This is a genomic window from Alteribacter lacisalsi, assembly GCF_003226345.1.
Taxonomy (GTDB): domain Bacteria; phylum Bacillota; class Bacilli; order Bacillales; family Salisediminibacteriaceae; genus Alteribacter; species Alteribacter lacisalsi.
In genome coordinates, this window is record NZ_PDOF01000003.1 from 212462 (window position 1) to 225594 (window position 13133).

Annotated in this window: 12 protein-coding genes; 5 read left to right on the forward strand and 7 right to left on the reverse strand. The window is 46.6% G+C overall.

All coding sequences use genetic code 11. From position 1 onward, the window contains the following. Positions 1-27: 27 nt before the first annotated feature. The 5 genes from CR205_RS16010 to CR205_RS16030 all read right to left on the reverse strand — a co-directional run bounded on the left by CR205_RS16010 (position 28) and on the right by CR205_RS16030 (position 7646). Positions 28-1377 carry a nucleotide sugar dehydrogenase gene (locus CR205_RS16010; RefSeq protein ID WP_201745402.1) on the reverse strand — a complete coding sequence of 450 codons (1350 nt, stop codon included), beginning with the start codon at positions 1375-1377 and terminating at the stop codon, positions 28-30. Continuing rightward, positions 1374-2645 carry a nucleotide sugar dehydrogenase gene (locus CR205_RS16015; protein ID WP_110521559.1) on the reverse strand — a complete coding sequence of 424 codons (1272 nt, stop codon included), beginning with the start codon at positions 2643-2645 and terminating at the stop codon, positions 1374-1376. Before CR205_RS16015 ends, CR205_RS16010 begins: the two co-directional genes overlap by 4 nt. Before the next feature lie 35 nt (positions 2646-2680). Next, positions 2681-3418: an ABC transporter ATP-binding protein gene (locus CR205_RS16020; protein WP_110521156.1), complete on the reverse strand. Its 738-nt coding sequence runs from the start codon at positions 3416-3418 to the stop codon at positions 2681-2683. Between the two features lies 1 nt (position 3419). Then, complete coding sequence (locus CR205_RS16025; RefSeq protein WP_110521157.1) at positions 3420-4205, reverse strand: ABC transporter permease; 786 nt, start codon at positions 4203-4205, stop codon at positions 3420-3422. 414 nt (positions 4206-4619) lie between these two features. Beyond that, complete coding sequence (locus tag CR205_RS16030; RefSeq protein ID WP_110521158.1) at positions 4620-7646, reverse strand: CotH kinase family protein; 3027 nt, start codon at positions 7644-7646, stop codon at positions 4620-4622. Between the two features lie 239 nt (positions 7647-7885). Here CR205_RS16030 and CR205_RS16035 point away from each other — a divergent pair, with 239 nt between their 5' ends. From CR205_RS16035 to CR205_RS16050, 5 genes are all read left to right on the forward strand, one after another. After that, positions 7886-8641, forward strand: coding sequence for a polyphosphate polymerase domain-containing protein (locus CR205_RS16035; RefSeq protein ID WP_110521159.1), 756 nt, complete (start codon positions 7886-7888; stop codon positions 8639-8641). 33 nt (positions 8642-8674) lie between these two features. Beyond that, positions 8675-9367 carry a DUF4956 domain-containing protein gene (locus tag CR205_RS16040; RefSeq protein WP_110521160.1) on the forward strand — a complete coding sequence of 231 codons (693 nt, stop codon included), beginning with the start codon at positions 8675-8677 and terminating at the stop codon, positions 9365-9367. A gap of 274 nt (positions 9368-9641) precedes the next feature. After that, positions 9642-9983 carry an RNA polymerase sigma factor gene (locus tag CR205_RS16045; protein WP_236634892.1) on the forward strand — a complete coding sequence of 114 codons (342 nt, stop codon included), beginning with the start codon at positions 9642-9644 and terminating at the stop codon, positions 9981-9983. Beyond that, positions 9970-10158: an anti-sigma factor family protein gene (locus tag CR205_RS20585; protein WP_236634867.1), complete on the forward strand. Its 189-nt coding sequence runs from the start codon at positions 9970-9972 to the stop codon at positions 10156-10158. The genes CR205_RS16045 and CR205_RS20585 overlap by 14 nt, the downstream gene beginning before the upstream one ends. A 30-nt stretch (positions 10159-10188) precedes the next feature. Beyond that, entirely contained in the window at positions 10189-10626 is a 438-nt protein-coding gene (locus tag CR205_RS16050) for a hypothetical protein (RefSeq protein WP_236634868.1), read from the forward strand. A 63-nt stretch (positions 10627-10689) separates the two neighbouring features. On the opposite strand, the gene CR205_RS16055 is transcribed toward CR205_RS16050, so the two are convergent. Continuing rightward, on the reverse strand, positions 10690-11787 hold the full coding sequence (locus tag CR205_RS16055) for a glycosyltransferase (RefSeq protein ID WP_110521161.1): 1098 nt from the start codon (positions 11785-11787) through the stop codon (positions 10690-10692). A gap of 213 nt (positions 11788-12000) precedes the next feature. Further along, positions 12001-12891, reverse strand: coding sequence for an SGNH/GDSL hydrolase family protein (locus CR205_RS16060; RefSeq protein ID WP_110521162.1), 891 nt, complete (start codon positions 12889-12891; stop codon positions 12001-12003). Positions 12892-13133 lie beyond the last annotated feature (242 nt).

Sequence of the window (13133 nt, forward strand, 5' to 3'; positions counted from 1 at the left end):
GGAAAGAAAACTCCTCGGTAAGATGGATTAATAGTTCAGGTGAGCCAGAGGATTTTCATTCTGTTCCCCGCCCAGAAGAATTGTATTTTTGCTTTCGCCAAGATGTTTTGTCGCGTTGCGTGTATCGTAAACCACCGAAGCATTATCCACAACGAACTGGTAATCAACCGGCGTATGGTTGGTCGCGATCACGACAAGGTCCGCCTTCTCAAGAGCTTCTTTGGTAAGCTCTACAGAGGAAACAACCTCGTCACCGTTACGGAACGTTTCCACAAACGGATCATGGAAAGAAAGGGCTGCACCTTTTTCTTCAAGGAGCTTGTAGATTTCTAGTGCCGGAGATTCACGAAGGTCGTCAATATCCTTCTTGTAGGCTACACCGAGCATCAGGATGTTCGCGTTTTTAATCGATTTTTCCTGGTCGTTCAGTATGTCACCGATCTGGGAAAGGACGTAGCGTGGCATGTTGCCGTTAACATCACTCGCAAGTTCGATAAAGCGGTTGTAGAAGTCGAACATTTTCGCCTTCCAGGAAAGGTACATCGGGTCAAGCGGGATGCAGTGACCGCCGATTCCCGGTCCCGGATAAAACGGCATGTAGCCGAACGGCTTCGTCGCTGCTGCGTCGATGACTTCCCAGACGTTGATTCCCATACGGTCACACATGAGGGTAAGTTCATTCACAAGGCCGATGTTCACGCTTCGGAATGTATTTTCAAGGAGCTTCACCATTTCCGCCACGTTTGTAGAGCTGACCGGTACAAGGTTTTCAAGGAAGGAACCGTACAGTTCCACACCAAGCTCAAGACAGTCAGGTGTTACCCCGCCGATAACTTTCGGTGTGTTTTTCGTGTTGAATTCCTTGTTACCCGGGTCTACACGCTCAGGGGAGAAACAGAGGAAGAAGTCTTCTCCTGCTTTGAAGCTTGTCTGTTCTTCGATTACGTGCTTGATCAGCTCTTCCGTTGTACCGGGGTAGGTTGTGCTCTCAAGTACGATCAGGGTGCCGGATGTCATATGCTTAATGATCTGCTCGACTACAGCGTTGATGTAGGAAGCGTCCGGATCTTTTGTTTTGTTCAGTGGCGTCGGCACACAAATGCTGATCGCATCAGCATCTGCCAGGACGGAAAAGTCCGTTGTCGGAAGCAGGTTGCGGCCGACAAGCTCGGAAAGCTTTTCGCTTTTCACGTCAAGAACGTAGGACTCTTTGTTGTTAAGAGAATCCACTTTTTCGGTAGACACGTCCACACCGTGAACGATGTGACCCTGTTCGGCGATCTCCACTGCAAGTGGAAGACCGACATAGCCAAGACCGACTACGGCTACTTTTGCATCATGGTTGGCAAACTTCTGCTTTAGCTGTTCTTTCATCATTTAACTTTATCCCCCAATAAACGGCTCTGCTTTACGCCGATCTGATAGTAGTGAAATCCGTGCTGACGGATCTGTTTAGCTGTAAACATATTCTTCGCATCAAGTATCATTTTTTGTTCCATCTGCTCGCCTATTGTCGAAAAATCGATTTTACTGAACTGCTTATGGTTCGTCAGGATCACGAGCATATCCGAGTCGGCTGCTGCCTCTTCAAGAGAGGCGGCCTGATGGGAATACCCTTCCTGCACGTAAGGATCGTATGTGGAAACGTCATAACCTGCGCGAATCAGTTCATTGACGATCACCAGCGAGGGACTTTCACGGGCATCACCGGTTTCACCTTTATAGGCAAGTCCTAGTACCGTGAGTTTTTTCCCTCCGAAGTCATCCATCATTTCCTTCACCCTGTTGACTACCTGAAACGGCGTGTCGTTATTAATATAGCGCGACATTTTGATCAACTGGGCTTCTTCCGGTGCAGCTTCAACGAGAAACCATGGATCCACAGCGATACAGTGACCGCCGACGCCCGGTCCAGGCTGATGCAGATTCACTCGGGGATGGTAGTTGGCCAGTCGGATTGCCTCCCAGACATCGGCCCCAATCCTCTCTGAAATCCGCGCCAGTTCGTTGGCCAGAGCAATATTCACGTCACGGTACGTATTTTCCATCAGCTTGACCATTTCCGCTGTGGCTGCATCTGTATAATGGATGTTTCCTTTTACAAACGAGGCGTAAAGCTCTCCTGCCTTCCTGCCGGAAATGTCATTGAAGCCTCCGATAATACGGTCGTTTTCGATCAGTTCCTGAAACAGTTTCCCAGGCATCACCCGTTCCGGTGAATGGGCAAGGTATATATCCTCCCCTGCCTTAAAGCCTCTCGATTCGACAATCGGCTTCATGACCTTCTCAATCGTCAGCGGCGGTACCGTTGATTCAAGAATTACCACGTTGCCTTTTTCAAGGAATGGCAGAATCATTTCCGTGGCACTTTCCACGTAGTCCAGATTTGCCCGGTTATCGTCTGTAATCGGTGTCGGTACAGCGATGATAAACGCATCCGACTTCTCCGGAGCTCGGGAAAAAGTAAAGCTTCCTGATTCAATCACCGTTTTCACTTTCTCCTCAAGACCGGGTTCTTCAATATGGAGTGTTGACTTCTGATTTAACGCTTCAATCACAGCCGGATTTGTATCCGTACCGTGAACCTGATAGCCGTATTCGGCAAAAGTAATCGCGGTTGGCAGCCCGATATAGCCGAGTCCCATGACTGTTACTTTCACTCGTTTCACCTGCCTTTCATTTACTGCTGTTTCTTCGCTTTCTCAGCTTTCATAAATTCGTTATATTGCGGCAGCACATCCTTCGTGCTGCCGACTGCTTTCTGTTCACCTTTATGGATCCAGACGACCCGCTCGCAGATTTCTTTTACGAGACCTGCGGAGTGGGTAACAAGAATAACGGTCCGGTCCTGACGGATTTTCTCCAGAATCGTTTCCTTCGATTTTTCCTTGAACTGCTGGTCGCCGACCCCTAGAATTTCATCGATGAGAAGGATGTCGGGATCAAGCGTAATAGCAGTGGAAAAAGCAAGTCTTGCCTTCATACCGGAAGAGTATGTACGCACCGGCTTATAAACGAAATTACCGATATCCGCATAATCAAGAATCTCCTCGAGTTTCTCGTCAATTTTTTTCTTTGACTGGCCGAGAAACAGACCATTTAGGTAAATGTTGTCGATTCCCGACAGTTCAGGGTCAAACCCGGCGCCGAGAGACAAAAGGACAGGGGTCTGCTGGTGGAGTCTGACGGAGCCTTCATCCGGTTCTATCAGTCCGCTCAGAATTTTCAGGAGTGTCGATTTTCCTGATCCGTTCCGGCCGATAATCCCAAGCACTTCTCCTTTGTGGACATCAAAGCTGATATCCCTAAGCGCCTGGTAGTCTCCACCCTTGTCCTTTCGCAGGTTCATAAAGGTCGTTTTCTTTTCCGGATAGGAAACGGATATATGATCAATTTCAATAACTTTTTCAATGCTCATATTAAATCACCTTGGCATAATGTTTCTCATTTTTTCGAATCACGGACAGGGAAACAAGGTTCACCAGCAATGATATGGCGAGTATAATCAGCAGAATTCCCCACATCGGCGGTTCACCGTACATCAGTACATTCCGGTACGACACGATAATCGAGACGAGCGGATTGAAGTAAAAATACGTGACAAGTGCTTCCGGAATCCGGTCGAGCGAGTAAAGCACCGGTGACAGATAAAGCAGCATCCGGGCCACGTACTGCATCATGTTTTTAATATCCTTAAAGAACACACCGAGGTGCGCAAGGATGAACATAGCGCTCAAAAGCATAATTCCCTGAATGAGTACAATCACGAAAAACAGGCCTGCGTACGGCGTAAAATCGATGCCATAGAAAATAAGAAACAGAACCATCAGTGCCGTACTGATCAGAAACTTGATCGTGTTTGCGATAAACCTCACAAACACAAATATGGTCTTTGGCACGTAGATCTGCTGAAGAATCTTCGCTTTACCTGTTATCGCTGTTGTCGCATCCACAAAACAGGTCATCGTCCACTTCAGCGGGATCAGTCCGACAAACAGAAACGGCGCGTAGTCCGGTCCTCCGCGCTCGAGAATGATATGCACGAGAAGGTAGAAAATGGCCATATAAAGTATCGGATCAAGCAGCCACCATAGTATCCCGAGATAGGTCCGGGAACTCTGGGACTTGAAATCGCTGATGATGAGATAGTAGATGAGATCTTTGAACGTTCGTAATTCCTTAAAAAAACTTACATATGTCTGCATGTTGACTGACTCCTGTACAAATAAAATACCGACACTTCATTTTACTAAATCAGACAATGTTCGTCTATTGCCCTTGTACATTATAGCATTTTATGACGAATAAACAGAGACACCTTTCACGGAATGTTATGGGAAAATCTCTGAATATATAACGGAGCGGTTACAACTGTCTCCCTACACTGTCGGCAGCCGCAGGAAAAGGTTTCATAGGATTTAAGGGCGATTGTTCCAGTGAGGCAGCGGAAAGGCTAACATACCTTCTCTTAAAATCCGGCCTAAAGCCCTCCGGCCCCCCACCCACTGCGGTCTGCCTAATGAAAGCCGGACGGGCAGCCTTTGTCCCGTCCGGCTTCAGTATTATTTTTTCTGCAGTTTTGAATCACGAAGCACTTCCATCAAATCCCTGTACTCCACTTAATTCAAACTGGAAAAACGCTCCTTCTCAAATTGAGGAGTTAACGTCAAATCTCCATCCAGGACAATTTCCACTGTGTCTCTGTCCGAATCCACCGCTTCACCCCAGCCGGTGAACCTGTAGCCTTCTGCCGGTTCTGCCCTGACTGTAAGTGGAACATCGTTAAAATAGGTTCCCGTCCAGTCATCCGGATCACCGATCCCCGGAACACTTTCATCGATGGCAAGCGTGTTTATATGCACGGTTCCTTTATCACTTTCATAGTTCACGCTAATATCCGACGTGCCGCTAAGGTCAAAATGCTCCGTCACGTGTTCACGCTGGTATTCAGGACGTGCCAGGACATAGTCTTCAATGTAACCGACCATTTCCTCCCACGCTTCCTTGGAATCAGGATAGCTCCAGCGGTGAAGATGCTCTTCAATCTCCGGCTCGATCGCTGTAGCTGTGGAGGCAAGGTGCTCCTGTGCACGTTCTTCTTCAAAGGAGGAATTCAGTTCATCGGCCATTCTGTTAATAAAGTCGTTTCTGAACTCATCGCTTTCCAGGAGTGAGCGGAACAGCAGAGTCGCCCAGGCACGTTCCCCTTCCCAAAGGTCCGGATGGGTTGCCCGGTTAAGCGTGTTGTGAGCCGGGTTCCGTTCACCTGTATCCTCTGCCAGCGCTGCTCCGGTGCCACCGAAGGCATCCAGATCAAAAACAAGCCAGCGCCAGCGTCCGTCATGACCGTAAGGGGCATCCGGTTCGTATTCTTCCGTGTTTTTACGCCACATCCTCAGATTGTTATGAGGCCAGTCGACGTTGGCGTAGTAAATCTGTGCAACGTTGTATTCAATAAAGTTTTCCACGTCCATCATCGTATGAACCTGCTCGTACATCTCCGGATCATTCATATCGTTTTCTTCCACAAAAGCCATCATGTTGTCAAAGTGTTCACTGTCATCTTTATGGCCGTGGTAAATATCAGAGTTGTTTTCAAGGATTACAGAATCCTCACGGTCCAGGTCGTAAACCGTTTCAAGATAGTGATGATCCAGTCGCTCCCGGAGATTCTGAATCCCCCAGTATTCGCCGTTCAGGAAAACAACCGTCGGCTGATAGGCCTGAGTATCCAGATCGGAATGACTGATCAGACCCTGGGCAAATCCGTCAAGAAGCATCGTTTTGCCCCACTCGTTACCGGAGTTTCTGAGGAGCAGGCGGTTAAACACGGTCTGATCGTACCCATCAAAAAATGGATAGACAAAGTTGCTCTCCCCGTATTCGCCTCTCGAGTAAAGACGCAGTGTTTTCTGAGGCTCCGACCGGGAGGCGTTGCCGTGAATACGAATGCCTACATTCTGTTTAAACCCGAGCTCCCCTTCAGGTGTGAAATACTCCATCGAGACGCTTCCATTCACGCCTTCGACTTCTTCCTCCATTTCCTGGAGACCCAGTTCAGCAAGCGTTTCCTCAAGCGGGATCGTCACACGTCTTGTAATTTCATTATAAGTGGCAAAAAGAAGCGTGTAGCCTTCCGGTGTTTCCTGAATCGCCTGTGCAAGCCGGTCGCTTTCCTCTACTACATCGTGCGTATCAAATGTGTCTGCATCTACAAATTCTTCATTTTCATCAAGTCTTACAAGCCCGATTCCCCGGGTCGGTTCAAGCAATGTCTCCCCGTCCACACGAATATAACGGTCTTCACCGTCATGGATCGTACTTCTGCCAGTTGAGCGGATTTCCACTTCCCTGCCGCCTTCTGTAGTAAACGAAGCTTCCGTAAAAGCATCATCGCCGATATCCGAGCTCTCCTCTTCATAGACAATGCCGCTCTTTTTTACGGCCGCATGCCAGGCAGCCTGGTGATTCCAGCCTGTCCGGATAACATTCGCCGGTTCGGGACGCTCCCAGAGACGACCGCTGTTTTCGTAAAGGGGAAACCGGTAGATCCCTTTTTCATCCCCGAAAACCTGGTCACTTTCGAAGGAAAGAGACACAACAGGCAGATCATAGCGCTCTGCAGCATTTTCGCCTACGAAGTACGTATTCGAAATCGTATCCTGCATTTCACCGTTCACCATTTCCGCCACTCTGACATTCGTGCCTTTAAACACATTTCCCTGCGGCGCACGCCATGGGTTTCTGGCATCCGATGGGTTTGTCACAATCTCGGAAAGGACATTTGGCTCATCAGAGCGGTCTTCAATTGCAATCGGTTCCTCATACTTAAACGTGTTTTCACTGTTTTCGTAAGGATCCGGGTCCGAGCCATCAAGAGTATAGTAATACTCACCATCTCCTGATGGGGAGGCAATGGAGAGCTCAAAAGGCTCGTTATGGAACCCGCCGGTATGAGATAATATTGGAGGCAGTCTGTCCAGATCCGTTTCCTCAATCTGTTCAAAATAAAATGCGATCGGGGAATAATCATCAATCGGATTTCCGTCAAGATAGAGGCGCTCACGAAGCGCATTCAGATGACGGAGCGGTTCAATTGACTGAATCCGGTTAAAACGGGCGTTCAGATCCCTAAGCTCCGAAAAATTCTCAAGAGGAGACAAATCACCAATCCGGTTTTCTCTGATGTTCAGGTGCTGGATGGTTGTCAGGTTCTGAATTGGAGTCATGTCTTCAATCTCATTTCCCCTGACGTTCAAGTCAATTAAGTATTCGGCGTTGCGAATCGGTCCCAAGTCAGTAATACGGTTGTCCCTGAGATCGAGAACTTCCAGACCATGAAGCCGGAACAGTTCACTGATATCCTCAATATCGTTATCCCTGAGGTCCAGTTCCCGCAGATTCGTAAATCGGTCCATTCCACTCAGATCTTCAATTCCGTATCCCCTGAGACTGATTTCCTCAATACCGTGCAGCTGATCAGCCGTTATTTCACCATGAGGCTGATCAAGATAGTCCCTTACCGCCTGTTCAAGACGGTCATCGTTAAAGATGTTTCCTGCGGACAAAACAAAAGCCAGACTCCAAGTGACAAAGAGTGCCGGCACCATAATCAGTAAAAAAAGCAGCCATTTATTCCTTTTCATGTTACCTCCCGCATGTTTAGTCAGGATGAATATACCCGGATTGCATAAACAATGAAACTATTATAAAATACAATATAATTGTTTACAATATCTTTACCAAAGGGTAAAGAAAACTAAATATTTTAAATCGATTATGCAAGCATTCCGGGCTGCCCGTCCCAAAGCGCAATTGTAATACCGGACAGGCCCTGCTGGTGCTTGTTTTTACGTGTTTATCTGTCAGAACAGGAGGTGCCGAAATGGTCAAAGAGATCTTCAGCCGGTACGAAGTAAAATACCTGCTTCCTTACGAGCTGTATGAAAAGCTCGAAAAGGAACTTCATAAAAAAATGAAACTGGACTCCTATGCCAATGAAGACGGCCGGTATTCCATTATCAGTCTGTATTTTGATTCCCCTGACAAAAAGATCTACTACGAAACCCGCAACAAAGCCCGTTTCCGCCAGAAGCTCCGCCTTCGGATATACGATACTGCCAGCCTGGATGACTACGCTTTTTTTGAGGTAAAGAAAAAATATAAAAAGCGCACGTTCAAGCGCCGGACAAATATCAGACTCCGGGATGCCTACCGGTACCTTTCCGGTCAGGAAACAGATATGAACAAACTGGATATATCCAACAGCCAGATTTTTAAGGAAATTGAGTTCTTTAAAAATCAGTACAACCTTCATCCGGAAAACGTCGTCAGCTATGAACGACAGGCATTTGTAGGGATCGATGATCCGGATCTGCGGGTGACTTTCGACTTTAACCTGAAATGCCGCGGGGACGATCTACGGATCGAAAACGGGGCTTACGGCACTTTCTTTACAGATCCGAACCTCGTTATCCTTGAAGTCAAAGTCAACCACAGTGTGCCGCTCTGGCTTTCAAGAGTGCTGAGCGAGCTTGGATGTGAAAAGAAAAGCGTATCAAAATTCTGCACCAGCGCCGATGTTCTGAGTGAAGAGGACGACATCGGCAAAGACGACGGCAAACAGTCGATCATCGTCTAAACATAAGTCTTTAACAGTATAGGGAGATGCACAATGAACCAGTTTTTAGACGCCATCAGAGGCTATGACCTTACAACGAGAGTCTCGATCATAGACGGCTTTCTCGCAATCTTTTTAAGCTTTATTCTTGTTCTGATTATTACCCAGGTGTACAAAATGACCTATAAAGGGAAAAACTATTCCCAGTCATTTGTTCATACTGTCATTATTATGGGTGTCGTTGTTTCCATCATTATGATCGTCATCGGTAACAACATTGCTGTCGCCTTCGGTCTTGTGGGAGCATTCTCCATTATCCGCTTCCGGAGTGCCATGAGCGATCCGAAAGACATCGCCTTTATCTTTTTCGGAATGGCAGCCGGTATTGCCTGCGGCCTCGGGTTTTATATTCTCGCCGTTACCTTTACCCTGACATTATCTGTCCTTATTTATCTGCTGTACATCATGGATTACGGTAAGCAGGAAGGCAAGCCCCGGACGCTTAAAATTACGGTTCCCGAAAACATTCAGTATGAGGGACTGTTTGATGACATTTTTGAAGACTACATTCTTGAGCATCAGCTGAAACGGGTGCAGACCACCAACCTCGGTACGATGATTCAGCTGGAATACGATGTGGTCACAAAAGAAGGGATCAGTGACAAGGAACTGATCGACGCGATCCGCGAACGTAACGCCAACCTTAACATATCGCTTAACTACGCACCGTCTACACCAACATATTAAATCATCCATAAGGCTGATCCCCAGGGTCAGCCTTTTTTGTATGCTTAAAAGCGGAACTTTTTTTACTGATCTTGTAACGCAACGGCATTTAGTGAGTTATAAAGGTGAAAGGGGGATAAGCGTTGGACTTCGAAGACATCTACCGCAGATACTTTAAGGAAGTTTATTTGTATATCAGATCATTGCGTCACGATGAGAGTACAGCTGAGGAAGTGACACAGGAAGCTTTTTTAAAGCATTAGAATCCATCGAAACATTCGATGGTTCAAAGGATATCCGAGCCTGGCTCTTTGCGATTGCCCGGAATACATACTTCTCCCATTACAAAAAAAAGAAAAGGCAAATCGATTCAGCTGCCGGTGATGAACAGAGTATTGGTGTTCAATTGGTGAACCACCTGATGAATGAAGAGGATGCCTTTACTGTACATCAGTTTCTTCATGTGATGAAAGAACCCTATAAAGAGGTTTTTTCACTCCGCACCTTTGGTGAACTGCCTTTTGAAAAGATAGGAAAACTATTTGGAAAAAGCAGCGGGTGGGCCAGGGTAACCTTCTACAGGGCAAGAAAACAGATTATCGAATATATGGAGGAGATCGACAATGAAAAAGATTAAATGCACCATCATTCGGGATGTACTGCCTCTCTATAATGACAACGTAATCAGCCGGGATACAAAGGAAATGGTAGAGGAGCATCTGGAGAATTGCCAGGCATGCCAGAGGGAATATGAGTCTATGAAACAGGAGCTTCGGCTGCCACTGGAAAATAAAGACTCCCTTTTTATGTAAATCAGCAGAAAGTGGCGGAGAAAAAAATGGATGCTGTCGATCACCTCAGCTTTTTTGACCGTCATTATCCTCACAGCAGCATTCTGGTTTGTCTTTTACTACGAAACCGGTATTCCTTATTCTGATGAGTTAATGACGGTGGAATGGGAGAATAATGAGCTCGTTTCCCGGTATTCAGGCGAAAGCTACGCCAGTGTTCACGAGACTCACCCTATGTCGCTTGAAGTTGACGGGGAACAAAAGAATGTGAGTTTTATTTATTACACAAAGACGGCAGCCGATTCACCTTCAAGAAATCTGCTAAACAGCGAAAATCGGCTCATTGGTGAGGAATACATTTTTCCTTTTGCTGATAGCGGTATAGTCGAAGCCGTGTATTATGCCGAATTCAACACTGAAGATATCACTGCCGGCAAAGATACCTGGGAAGACGTTATGGAGCGTGGGGAATTAATCTGGAAGAGATAAAAGAGTCAACAAAAACAGGTGCCGCAGCCGCAGCACCTGTTTTTTATAGAGAAGGATCAGATTTTATCCTTTCAGCAGGCCTTTAAACCATTTGAGTGGAGGCTTGTTCGAGATCCTGTGGAGTTTTTTCTGCTGATACACCACCGGGGAAAGCTGCTCCTGAAGCTTGGTGACTCTGCGGTCTGTATCTTTTTTCGCACGATCCTGCTGCTTTTTTAATGCATTCAATTCTGTGCGCAGCTGCACGGCGGCAGTTTTCTGCTCTTCCTCGTTTTGCCGAAATTCAGCAAGTGCTGTTCGCAAACGCTCATTTTCTTCTTTCAGCGCGCTCACTTCCTGATTCAATTTGTGAATTCCGTCAATTTCATCCCCGCCATCTTCCGCCAATACACTAAATTTCCTGCTTACGGCTGAATCGACGAGTTCCATAATATGTCGATCCCGTTCCGCCGCTGTCTCCGGACCGAAAAAGGAGCGGAGAATCTCCTGCTTTTTGACAGGGTCGGTTATAACATCGTCTTCGCTTTTCGGCTTGAATCTTGTAGAGGTATTCTGGCCATGTATAATCACAATATAGTTCCGGTTGCTGTTTAAAAGCTCCCAGTTAAAACTGGAAATGTCCCTGTGAGATTTCGTTTCGAATCTTTTACCTGCAAGAAAATCGCTGCTTTTGTACACCTGGGTGTAAAACGGTGGTGATGGAAAGTGAACATAGGCAAGCTGATTGTTCCCTTCATCATAAAGATATCCGTCCTGATTGAGAATCATTTCCGTGTCTTCGCGAATGTCCTTTTTATGAAGTTCATCAACGACATCAGCATGATACATGTCATCCGAATCAATCCGGGCAAACAGCACGTATTCACACTCCGCCACCATACGGTCCATCAGCGGATCGATTTCCTTTCCGCTTACAAAAACAACATTATCGGGGATATCATATTTCTCGAGTTCATCGTTTATAATGGCTTCAGAACGTTTATCATACGCCACCAGAGCAGTGAAGTTCTGGTTCGTCTGGTTTTTCAGGCTTCTGAGTGTAAATCTGTTAAAGATGGAAAGCCGGTTGGCAATCCATTCTCTGGACAGCCGCTCGTCTCCGCCGAAAGCCCAGGCATTCAGGGGAATTCTGATGATCACTCTTCTCGATGCTAGACTCATAATAATCCTCTCCTTCGGGTTCTGTATATTTTTATACTGGTTCGTTTTTTGCGTTAATTAATTTTAAGAATGCTAATTTAATAGAAAGCTTTGGCTTCAATTCGGGTGTATTCCTTTATCACTCACAACTTAAACATGATAATACTGTCAAAACAAAACAGATCTCCGCAATTCACTTAGAATAACGGAAATCTGCCTTTTTGTCATCCGGCCCTATTCATTTTCCCCAGTCAGCCAGGCTAGAACGTACTCACTCCAGGCATCATGACCTGCCTGGGATGGAAGTACCCCTTCAAGGTAGTCCTGAAGTTCTTCGCTTTCAACTGACGGCCAGTTTTCCCAGTGATTCAGATATACATGACTGCTTTCATCTGCGTAGTCACCAAATGGGACAATCTGATTGGCAATATAATTCGGTGCCTGATACATACCGCGGGGCTGCGACGGCATGAGCGCGATCACAGCTTCGGGATTCTCTCCGATTACAGCATCGAGCATCCGCTCGAGATTATAAATCGTATCTTCAATGAACCAGTCTCCGTTGTCGTTCCAGATAAACGGTTCAATCAGAAAGATATCTGCTCCTGAAGCAGCAGCTTCTTCGTGCAATCCTTCCGCAGCAACCTGGGAACTGGACATGTTACCGTGTGAATGGACACTCACTTCAAACAAACCTTCACCGTAATGGTCAGCGAGCCCGTCCTGAAGCAGTTCCGGCCAGGGAGTAACCCCTGTTTCATCGTAGTCCGACAAAGCTCTTGAGCCGAACGCCAGAATGCTGACCGGCCTTTCTTCCTCAATTGCCTCAGCGACCTGTGATTCAAACAGGGAAGGAACACTTTCCGGAACATCAGCCAATTCAGTAAGGTCATATGCTGTTTCCTCTTCTGCCTCATTCTGTCCATCTTGACCGGCTGTATCTTCATCGCCGGTTTCCTGATTCTCCTCTGAAGCGGAGCTGTCCGAAGCTTCTGTTTCGCCGCCCGACAAACGCTCATGAGCATCTGCAGCGATGGCAGATAGGCGGTTATCATACTGCCATTTTCCTGCCAGGACACTGATAATGGCTACTAATACTATTAAACTGACAACCCTACGTTTCATCTCAATAAACCCCTTACCTTTTCTATCTGTGACAATGTGCCTCTAATTATACAATGACAGACTACGAGTTTCAGCAAAAAATGGGAATATTTGCGGGTTTTCTTTCTTATTTTTTCAAATTGTAGGGAATGACCACCTTTTCAACCAGAATCAAAAACGCTTCTGCGCTTTCGTTAAATTCCAGTTCCCCCTTCGGTGTCTGCACGCTCTTTTTGTAAAGATTGTTTTTTACGCTGCAGGCG

Coding starts and splice junctions, on each gene's coding strand:
- CR205_RS20585 (WP_236634867.1), top strand. CDS start 9,970: ATGAAAAAGATTAAATGCACCATCATTCGGGATGTACTGCCTCTCTAT.
- CR205_RS16015 (WP_110521559.1), bottom strand. CDS start 2,645: ATGGGACTCGGCTATATCGGGCTGCCAACCGCGATTACTTTTGCCGAA.
- CR205_RS16020 (WP_110521156.1), bottom strand. CDS start 3,418: ATGAGCATTGAAAAAGTTATTGAAATTGATCATATATCCGTTTCCTAT.
- CR205_RS16030 (WP_110521158.1), bottom strand. CDS start 7,646: ATGAAAAGGAATAAATGGCTGCTTTTTTTACTGATTATGGTGCCGGCA.
- CR205_RS16025 (WP_110521157.1), bottom strand. CDS start 4,205: ATGCAGACATATGTAAGTTTTTTTAAGGAATTACGAACGTTCAAAGAT.
- CR205_RS16010 (WP_201745402.1), bottom strand. CDS start 1,377: ATGATGAAAGAACAGCTAAAGCAGAAGTTTGCCAACCATGATGCAAAA.
- CR205_RS16055 (WP_110521161.1), bottom strand. CDS start 11,787: ATGAGTCTAGCATCGAGAAGAGTGATCATCAGAATTCCCCTGAATGCC.
- CR205_RS16035 (WP_110521159.1), top strand. CDS start 7,886: ATGGTCAAAGAGATCTTCAGCCGGTACGAAGTAAAATACCTGCTTCCT.
- CR205_RS16050 (WP_236634868.1), top strand. CDS start 10,189: ATGCTGTCGATCACCTCAGCTTTTTTGACCGTCATTATCCTCACAGCA.
- CR205_RS16060 (WP_110521162.1), bottom strand. CDS start 12,891: ATGAAACGTAGGGTTGTCAGTTTAATAGTATTAGTAGCCATTATCAGT.
- CR205_RS16040 (WP_110521160.1), top strand. CDS start 8,675: ATGAACCAGTTTTTAGACGCCATCAGAGGCTATGACCTTACAACGAGA.